This window comes from Methanobrevibacter gottschalkii DSM 11977, assembly GCF_003814835.1.
Classification (GTDB): domain Archaea; phylum Methanobacteriota; class Methanobacteria; order Methanobacteriales; family Methanobacteriaceae; genus Methanocatella; species Methanocatella gottschalkii.
In genome coordinates this window covers 67,522-84,196 of the sequence record NZ_RKRG01000005.1, presented here as the reverse complement: position 1 = coordinate 84,196, position 16,675 = coordinate 67,522, and the positions used below count along the sequence as shown (strand labels likewise).

Genomic DNA, 16,675 nt, shown 5'->3' with positions numbered 1-16,675 from the left:
GCCGTACGCCACGAGCCTAAACTCGTTCGACTTGCATGGCTTAATCGAATCCCAATAGCAGTAGCATCTGCCAGGATCAAACAGAATTGAACACATAACAGATCATAATAAGCTATAATTAAAATTATGAAGTACGCTAAAAAATATAGACGAGTATACACATAAATTTGAAACAAATATTGTAACTAATTCATCACATCTACAAAACTAACATCATACTTGAGAAAATTCAAGTACTCACAAATGTATCGCTACATGTGGAATGCAACCATCATAGTAAACATTGCTCAATGCAATATACTTAAGTCATCGCCATATAACACATAGCACATCTATTAGACAGACAAATTTTATTAACAAAATCAATTAAAAAATATTGCAAAATAATTTAAAAAAATAAAATAATAGATAAAAATAAATTTTTAAACTAAATAAATATTATTATTAAATATTTTGATAAACAATAATTTAAAAATTAATATTTGCGAAATAATTTTGAAAAATACTAAAAATTAAAATAAAAAAATATAATAACATAAAATAATAAAATAAACGAAAATAATGAAGTTTTGTATATATTAAGCATAATCATAAGATAACTAATATATAAATATATCTATATTACTCTAATGTTTTTTACAAATAACGGAAATTATTCTAGTTAAACTTCTATGCATTTTAATTCCATACTGCTCTACAATATCAAACCCTATCTCATCAGCCATTGGTTTTAAATCAACATAATGAGGACTAGCCATGCAAAGATAAGCATCATCCCTCATATTGTTATAGATAGATTTAAAGAATTCTTTAAAAATATCTTCTCCTTCAATATCTCCAGTAGATGTGGAAATGCCATAAGGTGGATCAGTAACTACAGCCATTACTTTTTCATACATTTTAAGCTCGCGTACATCAATATTAAATGTTCTATAATCAGTAATTCCATAATAATCTAAATTAATTGATGTCCCATTTTTCATTTTCCAGTAAATATCTGATCCAACTAATTTACAACCAATTAACCCTGCTTCAATCAAGATTCCTCCAGTTCCACAAAATGGATCAAGTAATAATTGACCTTCCTTAACTCTTGATAAATTAACCATACATCTAGCTAACTTAGGATTCATGGAGCCAGGATAAAAAAATGGTCTTTTATGTGGTTTGCTATCTTCAAAATGTTTTTTATTTAATTTAATTCTTTCAATAGCAATGTAAAAATCATTTTTATGAACAACTATACGGATTAAGGTTTCAGGTCTTGATAAATTAACTTTAATATTATCAGAATTTGAAAGAATTAAAGAACCTGCTCTTCGCTCAGTTGCAACAGTACCGATTTCTGTATTAAATCTTTTCACACGAACAGCAAAAGTCCCATCAATATACTCTGACCAGTTGATAGATAATATATCCTCGTCAAAATTATCAGTATTAGATTCTTTTATAATTTCATGTATTTCATGAGTATAACCTAATCTTCTAGTTAAAATTTCATAATACGAATCAATATTATCATTTGAAATATTTTTTAAAATAACTAAACCTTCTGTTATAACATCTATCTCTGCAGAAATATTTTCACATTCCATAACCGCTTTTAACTCTGCAAGAGGTAATTCAGGATGTTCTTGTGACTGTATACATAATAATTCCATTAGTTTCACCTAAAATAAAAAAAATTAGAAAAAATATTATTTTTTAAATTTATCAAAATGTCTTCTAATAACTTTTTCACTGGATAGACTGTTTGAATCGTTGTCTATAACTTCATTTCTTTTTTCATCATAATGATTTTTTGAACCAAATTCATAATAATCCTCATCCAATTCATCATCATATATTTCATTAGGATAATTCTTATGAGGTTCAAATTCTTCAACAAATCTATCAATATCATCATATGGTTCATATTCATATTCATGTCTTATTTGATCAGAATTTTCAAAACCCCTATCTTCAGGATAATATTCATAATCTCTTCCCTGATAGCTGTCTTTTTCATGAGTTATAGGAGTAATGGGTTCAAATTCATCATACATTTCATTTCTACCCAGATAAGATCCATTATCTAAATAATTATCCTGTTGGTGATAATTTATAGGTCTGGACTGTTGAGGCTGGAAAGTTCTGGAACCTCTCATATTTGAAAATATTATTTCTTCAACTTCAGAAGGATTTGAAATATTTTTTAATTCTAATCGATTATTATCATAAGCGCTAAAAACAGATACAGTACCTATATGAAATAATCTTGCAAGAATACTTTGAGAAGTAGTAACATCTTGAATTGTTGCATAAGGCATGTAATTCTTTTTAGTTGATATAACACCAGATTTGACCATAATTCTTGAATCAGTTAATGTATATTCAAGAGAATACCATCCAATAATATGCCATATAATATATATTACAATAATGAGAATAATAACAAAAAAAGCTATAGCTGCATACCTAGTTAAAGGTAATTGAATTTGAGAAATTAAATACACTTGCATTTTAGCAATGAATTTAATCATGATTGGTGAAATGGATAAAACAATAATCAATAAAACAAGCCCATAGATAGCTTTTTTACAACCTAAAATCACATTTGATTTTGTTTTATAAATAATTCGTTCATTAGCTTTATTCTCATTTTTATTAAATAACATGATTATAATATTAGAATTTAATTTTAAATAAAGTTTTAGAAAAAAAAGATTAAAATAAATAAGCCTCAGCTCGCCCATCATTCATCACATATCAGAGCTCATAGGGTTCATCATAGGCTTATTCAACAATGATAATTAGTTATCCAAACATTACTCCTGCTTCAGTATTAAACATTTCGTCTTCTTTATTTTTACTCATGACTTTGTCAATAGCATCCATAAAGTCAGTGACAGTTATTTTATCACGTTTTTCACGAATTGCAAACATGCCTGCTTCAGTACATACTGCTTTTAAATCAGCACCAGATAAACCTTCAGTTAGATCCGCAAGTAAATCAAGATCTGCTTCTTCATCAAAAGACATATTTTTAGTATGGATTTTAAGAATTTCACGTCTTCCATCAACATTTGGAAGTGGAACTTCAATAAATCTATCAAAACGACCAGGACGCAATAATGCAGGATCTAAAATATCTGGCCTGTTGGTTGCACCAATAATACCAATATCCCCCCTGGATTCAAATCCATCTAACTCTGCTAAAAGCTGCATTAATGTTCTTTGAACTTCCCTATCTCCACTGGTGGAACTTTTAAGTCTTTTAGCTGCAACAGCATCAAGTTCATCGATGAATATAATAGCAGGAGCTTTTTCTTTAGCCAGTTCAAATACTTCACGTACTAATCTTGCTCCTTCCCCAATGTATTTTTTAACAAACTCAGAAGCTACAATTTTAATAAAGGTAGCATTAGTTTCATTTGCAACAGCTTTTGCAAGTAATGTTTTACCAGTTCCCGGAGGACCATACAACAATATTCCTTTAGGGGGTTCAATTCCTACATTTTCGAATAATTCTGGTTCAGTTAAAGGTAATTCAACTGTTTCTTTAACTTCCCTAATTTGTTCTTCCAATCCACCAATTTTTTCGTAGGTAATATCCGGTTTAGTTTCAATTTCCATTCCAGAAACATTAGCATCTTTTTCAGACGGTAAAACTTCAACAATACCGAAAGTTTGTTGATTCAATGCAACCCTTGAACCCGGAACTAATAATTTTTCATCTAAGAATTTTGAGTAATTAACAAGGAAACTAGGTCCTGTGCTACTTTTAACAGTCATTCTATTATCATCTAAGACTTCAGTAATAGTAGCTAACACCAAAGGTGGAGATCTAAACCTATCAACTTCTGAACGTAATGATTTAGTTTCTCTCTCAAGTCTAATCTTTTCATTTTCTATTAAGACTTTATCTTTTTCTAATTTTCTAACTTTCCACATTAAGTTACTTTTTGCTTTGGATTTTTCTTCTTTTAACAAATCAATTTCATTTTGTAAATCTTCTACTTTTTCCATTAATTGTTCTTTTGAAGAGTTTTCCAAATCATTGAAATCATCCATGTGAATCATCTCCAGTTAGCGAATAAATTTTTCATAACATTCTACTTTAATAACAATTTGTAACTTTAAAGTATATAAAAGTATTCATTTAAAACCAATACCGACAAACATTTAATAACTTAATGATATATAATATTTATTAAAAAATAAAGGAAACTGATTAATATGGAATGTGAAATCTGTGGTAAAACAGTACCCGAAAATAATCCAATTAGAGCAAAAATTGAAGGATCAGTTATGGTTGTATGTAAAGAGTGTTCAAAACTTGGAACAATACAAAAAGCACCACAACAACCAAAATTTAGACAACAACCTAAAGGAAAAAAAGCAAAGAATACTAAAAATACCGGAAATTATTCTAGAAGAGATGAACCCTCAGAAGAATTAATTGAAGATTTTAACCTAAAAATTAGAAAAGCAAGAGAGACAAAAAATTGGTCTCGTGAGGATTTAGGTAAGAAAATTAATGAAAGAGTATCAGTTATTACCAGAATTGAAACTGGAAAAATGACACCTGATACTAAATTAACCAAAAAAATTGAAAAAACTTTAAATATAAAACTTCTTGAAAAAGTAAATAATATTGATTTAAATCAATTTATAAATACCTCCACAGGTGAACGCGCCTTAGGAAGTATAATGAAAATAAAAAGAAAATAGCTATTATTTTATATAGCTGTTCAATTTTTCATTTTTAACATGTCTTTTTTTCCCTTTAATTGAATAATCTATTAACCCATCATTTTTTGCCTTATGAGAATAATAACCTTGGAATACTTTAGCATTATCTAATAATTTCTTTAATTTATGATAACCCTCATATTCATCACTAACAACAACTACATGTGCTGGAGGATGAATCTTTTTTACTTGCATAATACTCAATGTAGTATCCTCTTTTACAAAAAACGCAGTGGCAACTTTAGATTTTGTTCTAAGTTTTGAATTTAAAATTTTTTCAACCAATGAATCAGCAAATTTAGAGTCGACCACCTTAGGTTTAGTTATTAAATTCAAATTACCATGACGTTCCATGTCTGCAATTGCATTAAGTAATTTTGAATTTGTTTCTCCTCTGATTAAAATTAATGCCATATTAACCACCATATAAAAAAAATAAAAAAGGTGAATTATCACCGATTTTGGAAAGATTTAAGCAATCTACTTCTGAATAATACTAATAAAATCAAGATAATACCAACAGCCGTTTGGATACTTCCAAGTATTGTTAAAATATTTCCATCAATCGGTAAATCCCACGCAGGAGATGATCTTTCACTAGGAAGTGATTTGTAATAAACTCCAACTGCTTTTGAACCTTGTTTTACATTAATATCTTTAGGTTCAACATGATCAACACCTACTAAAAGACCATTATTAATACCTCTATTAATTGAACCTGAAATTGCAGATGCATCATAACCATATTTAGAAACGGATGCTTCAACAATTTCTTTAGTAGTTTCTGCTAAACCTGGTCTATCACTTCCATAGACTGAAACACTAACGGCTTTAGAGCTAACAGTTAACGCATCACCTAATGCCTGATATGCATAAACAGTTCTAAGATCTCCACCACAAACAGGACATTTTTCATAGGCTTCTGCAGCTGGAAAACCCATTGCCCATCCGCAGCTATCACAAACCTTGGAATATTCTTCATCCATCGGATAACCAGTGGAATTCAATTCTTTTGGTGTAAACATATCTGAAGTTGAAATGCCAGATACAAGGTTTACTCCACCCCCACCATATTTTTCACCAGAATCTTTAGCCACTTCACCCATAGCTTCAGCAAGAATAGTAGTTGCAGGATAACCATCCCTAATCATCTTACCAATATTCATTGCAGTTTCTTTTCTTACAGAATCTGCAGTACCATATAATGGATTTCCAGCAGTATTCCTCAAGTGAATAATAGCTCCTTTTTGACCCGGCTGCAATGTTGCCACACCACTATTATAAGGGGTTACTTTAATATCATTACTTGAATCGTCAACTGTAATTACATATGCATTAAATGAACCTCCAACAGCAGCACCAATATTAGGACCGCCAACAACAAGACGTGCTCCCTTAAATTGAGAAGCTAATGAAGCAGCTGATGCTGCAGAAGCATTATTTTCCAAACTGGCAACTGCATCAACAATAGAATCCAACCTAGTATCTGAACTACCAGTACCTCCAGAAAGTACAGCAAAATGATTAGATCTAGATAATAAGAAAGTTGACTGGAACATATTATCTGCAAAAGACATACTTCCAGCAGCTGCACCATTAGGATCATTACCCGAAGGATCAGTGATAACTATAATATTACAAGTAGCTGCTACACTACTCATTGTCAATAACAATACTGCAAAAAATACAAGTGAAAGTTTTAATTTATTCAATTTTATCCACCACTTGTTTTATTGTCTAATTCAACAGATGAAAAATCTTCTATAACAGTGACTGTAACTACACCTGTATTCTTATCCACTTGAACATCAGCTGCAGTAATAGGTTGTACAGATGTACCGGGCACTGTTGACCGTGTTGCAAATTCTTGAGCCGTCTGAATAGCATCTTGAAGTGAAACTTCCCTTTTGGAAGTTTTTAAAATATCACCATAAATTACACTACCATCCCTAAAACCTGCCTGCATAACATTTGATCTGATAGTATCAACCGGAACTATATCATTACCTTTAATAATAACACCAGAAATAGCAATACCATCGTTTATTTCATCAGAAGATGCAAACGCAACATAGGTAATTAAACGACCACAAAGAATCAAAATAAACGCCAATAATAAAATTATTAATGTGTCTCTTCTAATCTTTATAAACATGATTATTTCCTCTTGTATCAATATTCTTTTATAAAGAATAAATTTATACATTTATTATATTAAATTAATTTAATATTTAAATTTATATTATGTCCTTTAAAAGGAACTCCGCATGATCCATTCCCTGAGCACCAATTAATAAAATAATATCTTTTTTATCTGCTTTGTTATAAACTTCATTTAAGCAATCTTTTAAATTGTCAAAATGAACATAATCAATATTATTTTGATTCAAAACATTGAAGAAAACTTCTTTTTCATTTTCATTAACCCAATTTAAATTATTAACAACATCATTACTTGAAGATAATACTAATTCAATGCCATCATCCATAGATTCAACAATAGCTTCAACATTTAATTGATTAATTTCAACACCCCTTGATCCTCTAATAGCACAAACAACATATAATTTTTGATTATCAGGAAGTAATTTTAGGGTTTCGGATATTGTTGCTTTAATTCCATCAGGATTATGTGCAAAATCATCATAAATTAAAGGTTCATCATTTAATTTTGTAAAACGTCTATTAAGTGCCTTATAAGATCTAACTCCATCAACAATATCCTCAATTGGTAAATTTAGAGAAATACATGCGCCAATAGCGGATAATATATTTTGTATAAAATGTTTACCGGTGAATGGCAACTCCCCAATAGTTAAAATTGGATTATCATTATAATAAATAGTCCCGTCATCAAAATATACTGCATTATCGCCATCTATTTTAGACATTGAGGTGTAAAATGGATTTTTTGCATTTAATTTCCTAACTAGTTCATCATCATGATTTAAAATACATATTCCATCACCTATTGCTTTTGGAACTGCAGTTATTTCATTAAACACATCATCAATGGAATTTACAAGACCAATATGATCCATTGCAATATTAGTTATTACGCCAACCTGTGGTTTAATAGCTTCACTCATTAATGCTGCATGATTTTTCATTAGTTTTCCAAGCCATCCTTGAACCTCAGAAACTTCAATAACCAAATAATCCAATTTACCATTTTTTTTAACTTCATCAGAAATTAATTTAGAAACCATCGGATCAATTAACGTGTTGAATTCAGATTCACTATCAGTGTTTGTGAGAACATGAAAACCAGCATTGTTTAAAATATGATAAATTAAATGAGAAGTAGTTGATTTACCATTTGTTCCGGTTATGACAACATTAGTTGAATTATGAGAATATTTATCAATTGTATGTGAAAGTGCTAAAGCATTAGCAAGTTCAATTTTATTTGTAATCACTAATGGAAAATTAAGTTTTTCTGCCATTTCAATAGCATCATCTTTTGGAGTTTGTGTTATTAAACATGCAATATTCTTTTTAAATGCCATAGCAACACCATTACCATCAATCCAATGTCTTACAACAATGTCTCCTGTGTGTGCATCATTTAAAAAAGTAAATCTACCCGAAAACCCATCAATTGAAAAAAAATCAACATTACCGACAAGTTCACCCTCAACTAATCTAACTAACTCTTGAATATCCATATTGTCACCTCCAATGTATTAAAATACATACATCTTAGCAAGAATACCAATTATACATAATAAAAATGTAATTCCCCAATAACTAACTATAATTCTTGTTTCAGACATACCATAATGATTTAAAGTGTGATGCAGTGGTTCTACTGGTAATTTGATAATATGTGCTCTGTGAAGTAAACTAACCACAACTGAAATAATCGGTACGCCTAATGCAAGAACTCCAAAGTAAGGAATATCGCATACTAAAACAGCAGCTGCATAACCAGTACCCAAAACAAATGATCCAGTATCCCCCATAAATATTGATGCAGGATGCTTGTTAAATACTAAGAATCCTAAGCATAAACCTGAAAGAATTAGGAATGGAGGAATAATTGATGCAGGTCCAAATAAATAACCATATACACAACAAGCAATTGAAGCAATTCCAACAATACCTGCTGCAAGACCATCCATACCATCAATAAGATTAATAGAATTAATAGAACCAAGAATAGCTATTACAACAACAGGAATAGCTAAAACACCTAATTTGAAACCACCTACTGCAGTAATGATGCCAGTTAAAGCGAAGAATAATCCCAATACAATTTGACATATAATTTTTTCAAGTTCGCCAGGTTCAGTTTTAATTGGAACTTCACCAACAACTTCTACTTTACCATCCTTAAGCAAATCATCAACTTCAGCTTTTGCTTTAGGAGTAGCTACACGTACTTCTTCATTAGGTTCAACATCCAACCTTCCAAGAGTAATAACATCACTTGAAGTATTTACAACGATTTTTTGAACTTCTTTAACTTTAAGACCAATTAAATCATCAACCAAACCCACAATTCCCCCTGCAAGCATTATAAAAGATACAAGCAAGATCGGAGTATTTTGATAATACAACGCAATAATTAAAGAGATTGTAAATAAGAATGCGATACCCCCCATTGTAGGAGTACCACTTTTATGTCTATGTTCACTAACTATAGGATTATCAGCAATCCTTGCTTTAATTAATATTCTTTTAATATACCATGTAAAGAATATTGTAGCACATAATGTTATTAAAAAAAGAATTAACATATCTGTATTATTCATTTTACCACACAATAAATCTTTTAGATTATTAAAATATCTATTGATAATAGTATATAATTATAACTTATAACACAGATTTATACTAATTTTGAAACTAAACTTTCAAGATTATCTTTTGAATCCGCCCTTGCAGTAACTCTTTGATAACCCGCAGGACCATGGACAACAAAATCATTATTCTCAAATGATTTTTCAGGTTTAATTGGAGCAGGACCTTCATAATTTCCAATTGGAATTTCAGTTGAATAATAATATCCTAATTTATCCGAAATATTATGTAATGAAAATTCCCCAATAGCCATATTAACCAGTTCACATAATGAGTTAACACCACAAGTCGCAGTTGTTAAATATCTTGTTCCATTCGGACGTGTATTAACTTCAATAGCATATAACTGGTCTTTTTTTGCTGAATACATGAAATCCATCTCGAAAATGCCATCAGATGCTAAGTTTTTGGCAATTTTATATGCAGTATGTTGAACCAAATTATTATCCAATCCTTGAACCATGCAAGGGCCAGTTTTAATTTTATTTAGTGGATGTGTACCTTCCAAAGTAGTTTCACCCTTATATATCGGAGGTAAAGCAACATATTCTCCATTAAATCCTAATACTTCAATAGAAATTTCAGATCCTTCAATAAATTCTTCGCACAATGCCTGATTGAAATTTTCAAAGTATTCATTGACATCATCAATTGATTTAGCAATTTTAATATCTTTTCCACCTTGACCTTCACCTTGTTTCAGCACAACTGGAAAATCCAAAGTTAAATCTTCAGGATCGTTTAAAATTTGATAATCGGGAGTTACAACACCAATTTCTTTATAAAATTTTTTAGTTTCGATTTTATTAGAAGTCAGTTCAACTGCCCTGACACCTGCAGCAATAACAGGAATTCCATATTTTTCCTCAATTTCTTCTTTCATGAGTGCAACATCCATTAATGGAGGGTCAATTCCTATTAATGGAACAATAGCATCAACTTTTTGCATTAATGCAACTTGTTTTGGCCCATCCATTCCACGAGGAACAATAAATACTTGATCGGGCAAATCAAGATTAATCGCATTTTCATTAGATTCTGTTAAAACACTTTCAATGTTTTTTCTCTTTACATACCAATCTATATCATCATATAATCTTGAACCAATGAATAATAATTTCATAATATACACTCCTTTAACAAATCAATGAAATAATAAGCAGTATTTTCAACTTTTTCTGTCGGATTTTCACCCCACTCCATAGTTTCAGGTTCAATTCCAACAAATATTATTTTAAAGTCATTACTTCTTTCTAAATATCTAACAAAATAGGATAATGACATTGAATGAGTTGAAATGCCAATATTTGCAAAATCATCTTTATCAACAATTTTGATATCTCCCGGTTGAGCTCCCATTAAACATGCATCAACAATAATTATGTGGCTTGGTTGTTCTTTTCTGATTTTGCCTGTGAAATTTTCAGGAACCGTCTCGGCATTAATCAGTATTAAATTATCATTAACAATATTTTCCTCAATTAATTTCTTAATAATAAAAGGTCCAACACCATCATCACTTTTAAGCTCGTTACCAACACCCAATACCACCAATTTTTTAAAATCCATTATAAAATCATTTAATTCTAAATCAAAAGACAACATACCACCTTAATAATATTCAGTGCGAATACTTTCTATTCCATTTCCCATTATATATTTTAGTTTTACATTTATTAAATCATTTACATTTACTGACTTTTCATCTAATGGAATTAATAATGGTGGGTTTAACATTGGCGATGGTCCAACAATTAACTTATCGTTAAGTTTAGTATAACTTGTAATCTTCAATCCATTAATAATCCCAGATTTATCTGTTTTTAATGTCAGATACGCCCCAAATTCCGGATTAATTTCATTTAAAAAATTGAATTCGGAATAGACTATTGGCTTTGAATACACTTCATAATTTACTTCCTCATCCCAATGAACATAATGTCTTTCAAGATTAACAAGTTCGGCAGTGTTAATAATTCCCTGAGGTATAATCTTGCCATCTTCTTTTAAAAATTGTTTAGCATAATTAAGAACAGGTATCTCTTCTTCATCTATTAATGCAGTGTCTAACATTTCACAAACAATCAAATCCGCTTTTTTTGTAAAATTATATTTCAAAACATCCTCATTAACTACTTCAACATTATCGAATGACTTTAAATTTTCTTTAGCACAACAATATGCTTTTTTATCAATTTCAAGAGAAGTGACTTCCCCGAAATGATCCTTTAAAAAGTAAGACAAAACACCAATACCGCATCCCAAATCATAAGCTAAATTATTATTTCCCTCATAATCATTTATGGCCTCAAAAAAAGCAGAAACTCTATCATTATCTTTAAGTAAATCAAAATGGTAAGATGTTGTTTTAAATTTCATATTGAATAAAATAAAAAAAGAAATTAATGGTGGTGATAACCATGATCATGTGAGTGACCAGGTTCACTAAACTCTTCACCGTTTGCTGTACTTGTGAGTTTTACGTGTTCAACTCCTTTAAGTCTCATGATTCTTTCAGTCAAATCACGAATTTCAGCAATATCTCCATTTACCACTACAATTTCCATACAATATTTATCAGTCATGTGAATATGCATACTAGTGTTAATCTCATTTCTGAAGCTGTGTTGGATTTCAGCCAAATTTTCCATAACACCAGTATAGTGGTGATCATAGATAATGGTTACAATACCTATTCTTTGACCTTCCATGGAATTCATCCATTGATATCTCACAATATAATCCTGAAGTGCATCACGAATTCCTTTTGAACGAGATTGATATCCCCTATCTTTTAGTACTTCGTCAAAATCAGCGAGTAATTTTTTTGGTAATGACATACTTATTCTCATCATAATAATACACATTAAAAATCAATTATTACTCATATATATAATAATCAAGTTATATAAAGATTATGATTAATTTATAAAATATTAATACTAAAAATATTAAAAAAAAGGTAAAAAATGTTATTCAACCAAGAGGTAATATTCCCCATCACTTTTATCAATAGGTTTTAGAAGACCTTTATTCTGAAGAGATAAAATAATATGATACATCCTGAAATTAGTGAGTTTTAAATCGCCGTAAAGTAAATGACCCTCAAGAGTATATTTTGAAATCAGATTTTTATCATCAACCAAACTTTTGATTAAATTATAAGATTCTTTTTCTTTCAAATTTAATTCTAACTGTTCAATATCTTTTTTAGAATTAACAGTGTTAATTTCTTTTTCACTTTCAGATAAGCTAACTTTATTATCTCTAAAGATAACCAAATCCTTATCTTGCAGCTCTTCAAGAATATGAACTAAATCATATTCATGAAATCCTAATTCTTTTCTTAAAATATTTACTGGAATTCCATCAGAATATTCCAAGTTGAATATTTTAACTTGGTCTAAAACCACTTCTTCTTTTTTGGTAATAGTTATCATATAATCAAACAGTTTAGTCTTATTATTAACTATATTGAATAATACAACTTAAATAATTTATGACATTTGCAGTTCATTTTCAAGTGCTTTTTGTTCTTGTTTATTCTTTTCAGCATTCTCTTCAGGAGTTAAATCATAAGGTCTTGTGAAAAATAAATCAATGTCATTAACAACCTGACAAATTGACATGTGCAACAATTCCTTTAATGCTAGACTTTTTTGAACTCTGTTTAAAGAGTCATCACCATAAATTTCACCATAATCTTTTTTATAATCTTCACGTATTTTAGACGGATTTAAATCCATTTCCAATTTATTTGCATCATATTCTTCAGTTAAAACTAAAAAATTAATTAACTCTTCTTTTTCATCTTCAAAGTCGTTTTTTTCACCTGCAATAACCTCATGGAAATAATCGCTTACTGACTGGAAAACATCTCTTGAAACATTTCCGTTAATAATGTTGTCCATAAATAAACCAAATATTTCCGAAATATAATATTTGCCGTTTTCCTCCTTAGTTTGAAAAACCAATTCATTTTCCACATCAGCAACATATTGAATTAAACTAATGTCCCCACCTTTTTCAAATGATTTAATGTCAAATTTAGTATTATTTAATTTATAATCTGCATTACTTTTTAATGCATTTTCGATATTTTCGATATCTTCCTTTGTAATCTCCATAAAATTTTCAGACATTTCATTTACCTCATTAGTTATTTAGATTCTAATATTAAAAGTATTTATTTATCAAATATTATAATAGAATCATGGAAAGTGAATACATATTAATCGAACTTAAAGAATTATCTTCACATGACACCATTACAAAAAAAGAATTAATGGGTTTATTAAAAAAATATGCCAGCATCATATCAGTATATGATTTAATGATGGCTACAGCACATATGAGAAAAGATGGAGAATATGTTCATGCTAATTACCGTGAAAAATACCTGGAAGTTTATATTAAATACTTCATCATGCGTATGAAAGAAGTCTTGGAAAATGAAGACTACAATTATAAAACTAACATTGATAAGAAATCTTTCGATCAATCTTTTCCCATGCTTGAGAGAACATTTGAAAAAGAAAGATTAACAGCATCAAAAGATGATAAATTCCCATTAATCTATGTCATTACTGCATTATACACAACATTTATTTTAGAAGAACCGATTCATCCAGTTGGAAGTGAATTCCCAGGAAGTTTAAAAGTAGAAAAACGAAATGGAGAATTTTACTGTCCAGTGAAAGATAATCAGAAAGATAACACCAATGCAATCTGCCATTTATGTCTTGCAGAACAAACCCCCGATATTTAGGAAGTGAGAGTTATGAGAATTTGTCTTTATGGATCTGGAAGCGCTGAAATAGATGAAATTTATACCGATGCAGCATATGAATTAGGCTGTATGATGGCACAGAAAGGACATACTCTTGTTTTCGGTGGTGGAGACACTGGAATGATGGGTGCATGTGCCCATGGAGTTCAAGACACAAATGGAAAATCAATAGGAATAGCTCCAAAATGGATTGAAAACTTTGAACCATTATGTAAGGAATGCAGCAAATTTATTTATGTTGACTCAATGGATGAGAGAAAAAATAAATTTTTAGAAAATTCAGATGCATTTATTATCACACCTGGCGGAATTGGAACTTTAGATGAATTTTTTGAAATCATCACTCTTAAAAAGCTCGAACAACATGATAAAGAGATTATTGTTTTTAATATTGATGGTTTTTACAATAAAATGTTTGATATGATTGATGACATGGCTCAAAAAGGATTTTTATATAATCAATATGAAATTTTCAAAATTGCAAATACACTTGAAGAAATTTTTAACTATTTCGACTAACCTGATAACATCCCCCTTAAATAAAAAGTAATTCAGCTATGCAATATTCCTTTATTTAACAATTAAATCATTATTTACACATATTAAAAATTCATGAATAGAATAAAAATCAGCTGAAATGAATATTATTCCAATAACTAGAAATAGATTGCCATTAAAGTTAGAAAATCTAAAAAATTTTAAAAGGTGGTTGTTAATGTTAATGCATTAACTATTTTAACTTGAAATATTTTTTCAAATAGAAATAATAACAAATTAATTTGCAAAATTATTTCAAATGTAACTCAAAAATTACAAATTGCCCCTTGGAAGTACAGTATCAAGTATTCCCTGTCTTAATTCATCAATTTGGAATACTTGATTTTTAAGGTTTTCAATCATTTTATCCTTGTTTTTAAAAGAATCACTGAATCTTATTAAATTATACGGATGACCACCGAAGAAAAAGCAATCATCATCCATCTCAAGATTTTCCAAAAGCATTAATTCTTCACAAATCATTTCCCTTTCAGTAGCTTCAACAAACTCCCCTTTCAATTTCATTTCATGCAGAGGGGAAGGATTTTGAACGGATGTTGTTAGAGGACCTACAATCTTAGGCTTAAATGTATTTAACAAATTGATTGTTGCATCAATATTTTCCTTATAATTGCCTCTTCCAGCAACACCTAACATTAACAAAGCATTGTAATCCATTCCTACATTTTGAATTCTTTCGAGTTGTTCATATTCATCTTTTTGAGTATATTCTTTTCTCATCTGGTTTAATGCCGGATTATAGGCTGTTTCAAGACCAATATATAATTCATTGAATCCTTTTTGCCTAAGTTTTTCCAGATCCTCATCTGATTTTGGTTTTATGTTTTTAATTGATGCATAACAGGTTATGCACTCAACTTCTGGAAAATATTCATGGATTAAATCTGAAATAGCAAATAACTTTTTTGCCTGAAGTGCAAAAGCATCTCCATTCACAAGAAATATTCTTTTTAAATCTTTAGGATAAAACTGAGATAACTCAGCCAAATCTTCCTCGATATCTTCAATTGGAGATATTCCAAACTTTTGCGTATCATACATTGTGCAAAAGGAACACTCATTCCAAGAGCAACCATATGTTACTTCCAAAAGTGGTGTGTTTGCCTCAGGGGGAGGGCGATAAACTGGTCCGGTATAATGCATTTTTATAAACTCCTCATTAAATTTCATGAAAAAATACTATTCAAAATAAGTCAAATAATCAGCCAACATTTGTTAAGAAAATTTATAACAATTAAATTAAAAAAATAAAGAAAAAAGAGAACAGAAATAAGTTATTTATTTCTGAATAGATTCAATAGCGCTTTTAGCACCTGCTTTTACAAAAGCACTTTCATCATCAAGCAATTTTTCAAGTTCATGGATTGCTTTTTTATCACCTAAGTTTCCAAGTGCCCAAGCAGCAGCTCCCCTTACTCTCCAATCTTCAGCAGCCAAAGTTTCAATTAATGGATCAACAGCTGGTGCACCCATACGAGATAAAGCAGTAGATGCTTCTCTTCTGACAAGTTTGTTATTGTCTTTTAATGTTTCAATTAATGAAGGAATAGCTTTTTCATCATTAATTGCACCTAAAAGAGTAGCGGCATGTAATCTGACATTTTTCTTTCTGTGTGATAATGCATCCATTAAAGGTTCAAGTGCATCTGCACCTTTTAATTCTAATTGTCCTATTGCATCTTCAACAACGTAATCATCCTTATCATTTAATAATTCAATTAATTCTTCAATAGTGCTTTCCATTGTAATCCCTCACAGTGAATAATTTACTAATTTTAGTAATTAATA

The 16,675-nt window shown here is 29.8% G+C and carries 19 protein-coding genes and 1 rRNA gene; 3 read left to right on the top strand and 17 right to left on the bottom strand.

The window, feature by feature from the left end:
- The 4 genes from EDC42_RS09365 to EDC42_RS09350 form a co-directional block, all read right to left on the bottom strand.
- Window positions 1-87 (bottom strand): 16S ribosomal RNA (locus tag EDC42_RS09365); the annotation flags it as partial.
- Between the two features lie 539 nt (window positions 88-626).
- Window positions 627-1,661, bottom strand: coding sequence for a TIGR01177 family methyltransferase (locus EDC42_RS09360; RefSeq protein WP_069572971.1), 1,035 nt, complete (start codon window positions 1,659-1,661; stop codon window positions 627-629).
- Between the two features lie 36 nt (window positions 1,662-1,697).
- Window positions 1,698-2,657, bottom strand: a complete 960-nt coding sequence (locus EDC42_RS09355) for a PH domain-containing protein (RefSeq protein ID WP_069572984.1) — start codon at window positions 2,655-2,657, stop codon at window positions 1,698-1,700.
- 139 nt (window positions 2,658-2,796) lie between these two features.
- Window positions 2,797-4,062: a proteasome-activating nucleotidase gene (locus tag EDC42_RS09350; protein WP_083234814.1), complete on the bottom strand. Its 1,266-nt coding sequence runs from the start codon at window positions 4,060-4,062 to the stop codon at window positions 2,797-2,799.
- Window positions 4,063-4,218: 156 nt separating this feature from the next.
- Here EDC42_RS09350 and EDC42_RS09345 point away from each other — a divergent pair, with 156 nt between their 5' ends.
- Window positions 4,219-4,713 (top strand): multiprotein bridging factor aMBF1, encoded by a 495-nt coding sequence (locus tag EDC42_RS09345; RefSeq protein ID WP_069572969.1) that lies wholly within the window; start codon window positions 4,219-4,221, stop codon window positions 4,711-4,713.
- Window positions 4,714-4,716: 3 nt separating this feature from the next.
- On the opposite strand, the gene EDC42_RS09340 is transcribed toward EDC42_RS09345, so the two are convergent.
- The 11 genes from EDC42_RS09340 to EDC42_RS09290 form a co-directional block, all read right to left on the bottom strand.
- Window positions 4,717-5,148, bottom strand: a complete 432-nt coding sequence (locus EDC42_RS09340; protein WP_069572967.1) for a DUF356 domain-containing protein — start codon at window positions 5,146-5,148, stop codon at window positions 4,717-4,719.
- 38 nt (window positions 5,149-5,186) lie between these two features.
- Window positions 5,187-6,395: a hypothetical protein gene (locus tag EDC42_RS09335; RefSeq protein WP_069572980.1), complete on the bottom strand. Its 1,209-nt coding sequence runs from the start codon at window positions 6,393-6,395 to the stop codon at window positions 5,187-5,189.
- A gap of 53 nt (window positions 6,396-6,448) precedes the next feature.
- Entirely contained in the window at window positions 6,449-6,889 is a 441-nt protein-coding gene (locus tag EDC42_RS09330; RefSeq protein ID WP_069572965.1) for a hypothetical protein, read from the bottom strand.
- Window positions 6,890-6,971: 82 nt separating this feature from the next.
- Complete coding sequence (locus tag EDC42_RS09325; protein WP_069572963.1) at window positions 6,972-8,402, bottom strand: Mur ligase family protein; 1,431 nt, start codon at window positions 8,400-8,402, stop codon at window positions 6,972-6,974.
- 18 nt (window positions 8,403-8,420) lie between these two features.
- On the bottom strand, window positions 8,421-9,503 hold the full coding sequence (locus EDC42_RS09320; RefSeq protein ID WP_083234813.1) for a glycosyltransferase family 4 protein: 1,083 nt from the start codon (window positions 9,501-9,503) through the stop codon (window positions 8,421-8,423).
- A 65-nt stretch (window positions 9,504-9,568) separates the two neighbouring features.
- Window positions 9,569-10,663 (bottom strand): ATP-grasp domain-containing protein, encoded by a 1,095-nt coding sequence (locus EDC42_RS09315; protein WP_069572955.1) that lies wholly within the window; start codon window positions 10,661-10,663, stop codon window positions 9,569-9,571.
- Window positions 10,660-11,085, bottom strand: a complete 426-nt coding sequence (gene hycI, locus EDC42_RS09310) for a hydrogenase maturation peptidase HycI (protein ID WP_069572978.1) — start codon at window positions 11,083-11,085, stop codon at window positions 10,660-10,662. Before hycI ends, EDC42_RS09315 begins: the two co-directional genes overlap by 4 nt.
- A gap of 66 nt (window positions 11,086-11,151) precedes the next feature.
- Entirely contained in the window at window positions 11,152-11,919 is a 768-nt protein-coding gene (locus EDC42_RS09305; RefSeq protein ID WP_069572953.1) for a methyltransferase domain-containing protein, read from the bottom strand.
- Window positions 11,920-11,942: 23 nt separating this feature from the next.
- Complete coding sequence (nikR, locus tag EDC42_RS09300) at window positions 11,943-12,395, bottom strand: nickel-responsive transcriptional regulator NikR (RefSeq protein ID WP_069572951.1); 453 nt, start codon at window positions 12,393-12,395, stop codon at window positions 11,943-11,945.
- Between the two features lie 117 nt (window positions 12,396-12,512).
- Window positions 12,513-12,980, bottom strand: coding sequence for a hypothetical protein (locus tag EDC42_RS09295; protein ID WP_069572949.1), 468 nt, complete (start codon window positions 12,978-12,980; stop codon window positions 12,513-12,515).
- 57 nt (window positions 12,981-13,037) lie between these two features.
- Window positions 13,038-13,682 carry a hypothetical protein gene (locus EDC42_RS09290; protein ID WP_069572947.1) on the bottom strand — a complete coding sequence of 215 codons (645 nt, stop codon included), beginning with the start codon at window positions 13,680-13,682 and terminating at the stop codon, window positions 13,038-13,040.
- Window positions 13,683-13,753: 71 nt separating this feature from the next.
- Between EDC42_RS09290 and EDC42_RS09285 the strand changes: the two genes are divergently transcribed.
- Window positions 13,754-14,308, top strand: coding sequence for a DUF2115 domain-containing protein (locus tag EDC42_RS09285; RefSeq protein ID WP_069572945.1), 555 nt, complete (start codon window positions 13,754-13,756; stop codon window positions 14,306-14,308).
- A gap of 12 nt (window positions 14,309-14,320) precedes the next feature.
- Window positions 14,321-14,848 (top strand): LOG family protein, encoded by a 528-nt coding sequence (locus EDC42_RS09280; RefSeq protein ID WP_069572943.1) that lies wholly within the window; start codon window positions 14,321-14,323, stop codon window positions 14,846-14,848.
- Between the two features lie 291 nt (window positions 14,849-15,139).
- Here the strand turns inward: EDC42_RS09280 and EDC42_RS09275 are convergent, their stop codons facing one another.
- Together EDC42_RS09275 and EDC42_RS09270 are read right to left on the bottom strand one after the other, a co-directional pair.
- Window positions 15,140-16,030 (bottom strand): radical SAM protein, encoded by an 891-nt coding sequence (locus EDC42_RS09275; RefSeq protein WP_069572941.1) that lies wholly within the window; start codon window positions 16,028-16,030, stop codon window positions 15,140-15,142.
- Window positions 16,031-16,165: 135 nt separating this feature from the next.
- Window positions 16,166-16,630: a HEAT repeat domain-containing protein gene (locus tag EDC42_RS09270; protein WP_069572939.1), complete on the bottom strand. Its 465-nt coding sequence runs from the start codon at window positions 16,628-16,630 to the stop codon at window positions 16,166-16,168.
- Between the last annotated feature and the right edge of the window lie 45 nt (window positions 16,631-16,675).

Bases quoted from the DNA above. Each gene is read 5' to 3' on its own strand.
- EDC42_RS09305 (WP_069572953.1), bottom strand. From the start codon at position 11,919: ATGAAATTTAAAACAACATCTTACCATTTTGATTTACTTAAAGATAAT.
- nikR (WP_069572951.1), bottom strand. From the start codon at position 12,395: ATGATGAGAATAAGTATGTCATTACCAAAAAAATTACTCGCTGATTTT.
- EDC42_RS09315 (WP_069572955.1), bottom strand. From the start codon at position 10,663: ATGAAATTATTATTCATTGGTTCAAGATTATATGATGATATAGATTGG.
- EDC42_RS09355 (WP_069572984.1), bottom strand. From the start codon at position 2,657: ATGTTATTTAATAAAAATGAGAATAAAGCTAATGAACGAATTATTTAT.
- EDC42_RS09360 (WP_069572971.1), bottom strand. From the start codon at position 1,661: ATGGAATTATTATGTATACAGTCACAAGAACATCCTGAATTACCTCTT.
- EDC42_RS09290 (WP_069572947.1), bottom strand. From the start codon at position 13,682: ATGTCTGAAAATTTTATGGAGATTACAAAGGAAGATATCGAAAATATC.
- EDC42_RS09280 (WP_069572943.1), top strand. From the start codon at position 14,321: ATGAGAATTTGTCTTTATGGATCTGGAAGCGCTGAAATAGATGAAATT.
- EDC42_RS09285 (WP_069572945.1), top strand. From the start codon at position 13,754: ATGGAAAGTGAATACATATTAATCGAACTTAAAGAATTATCTTCACAT.
- EDC42_RS09345 (WP_069572969.1), top strand. From the start codon at position 4,219: ATGGAATGTGAAATCTGTGGTAAAACAGTACCCGAAAATAATCCAATT.
- EDC42_RS09275 (WP_069572941.1), bottom strand. From the start codon at position 16,030: ATGCATTATACCGGACCAGTTTATCGCCCTCCCCCTGAGGCAAACACA.
- EDC42_RS09295 (WP_069572949.1), bottom strand. From the start codon at position 12,980: ATGATAACTATTACCAAAAAAGAAGAAGTGGTTTTAGACCAAGTTAAA.
- EDC42_RS09340 (WP_069572967.1), bottom strand. From the start codon at position 5,148: ATGGCATTAATTTTAATCAGAGGAGAAACAAATTCAAAATTACTTAAT.
- EDC42_RS09350 (WP_083234814.1), bottom strand. From the start codon at position 4,062: ATGATTCACATGGATGATTTCAATGATTTGGAAAACTCTTCAAAAGAA.
- EDC42_RS09330 (WP_069572965.1), bottom strand. From the start codon at position 6,889: ATGTTTATAAAGATTAGAAGAGACACATTAATAATTTTATTATTGGCG.
- EDC42_RS09270 (WP_069572939.1), bottom strand. From the start codon at position 16,630: ATGGAAAGCACTATTGAAGAATTAATTGAATTATTAAATGATAAGGAT.
- EDC42_RS09335 (WP_069572980.1), bottom strand. From the start codon at position 6,395: ATGAGTAGTGTAGCAGCTACTTGTAATATTATAGTTATCACTGATCCT.
- EDC42_RS09325 (WP_069572963.1), bottom strand. From the start codon at position 8,402: ATGGATATTCAAGAGTTAGTTAGATTAGTTGAGGGTGAACTTGTCGGT.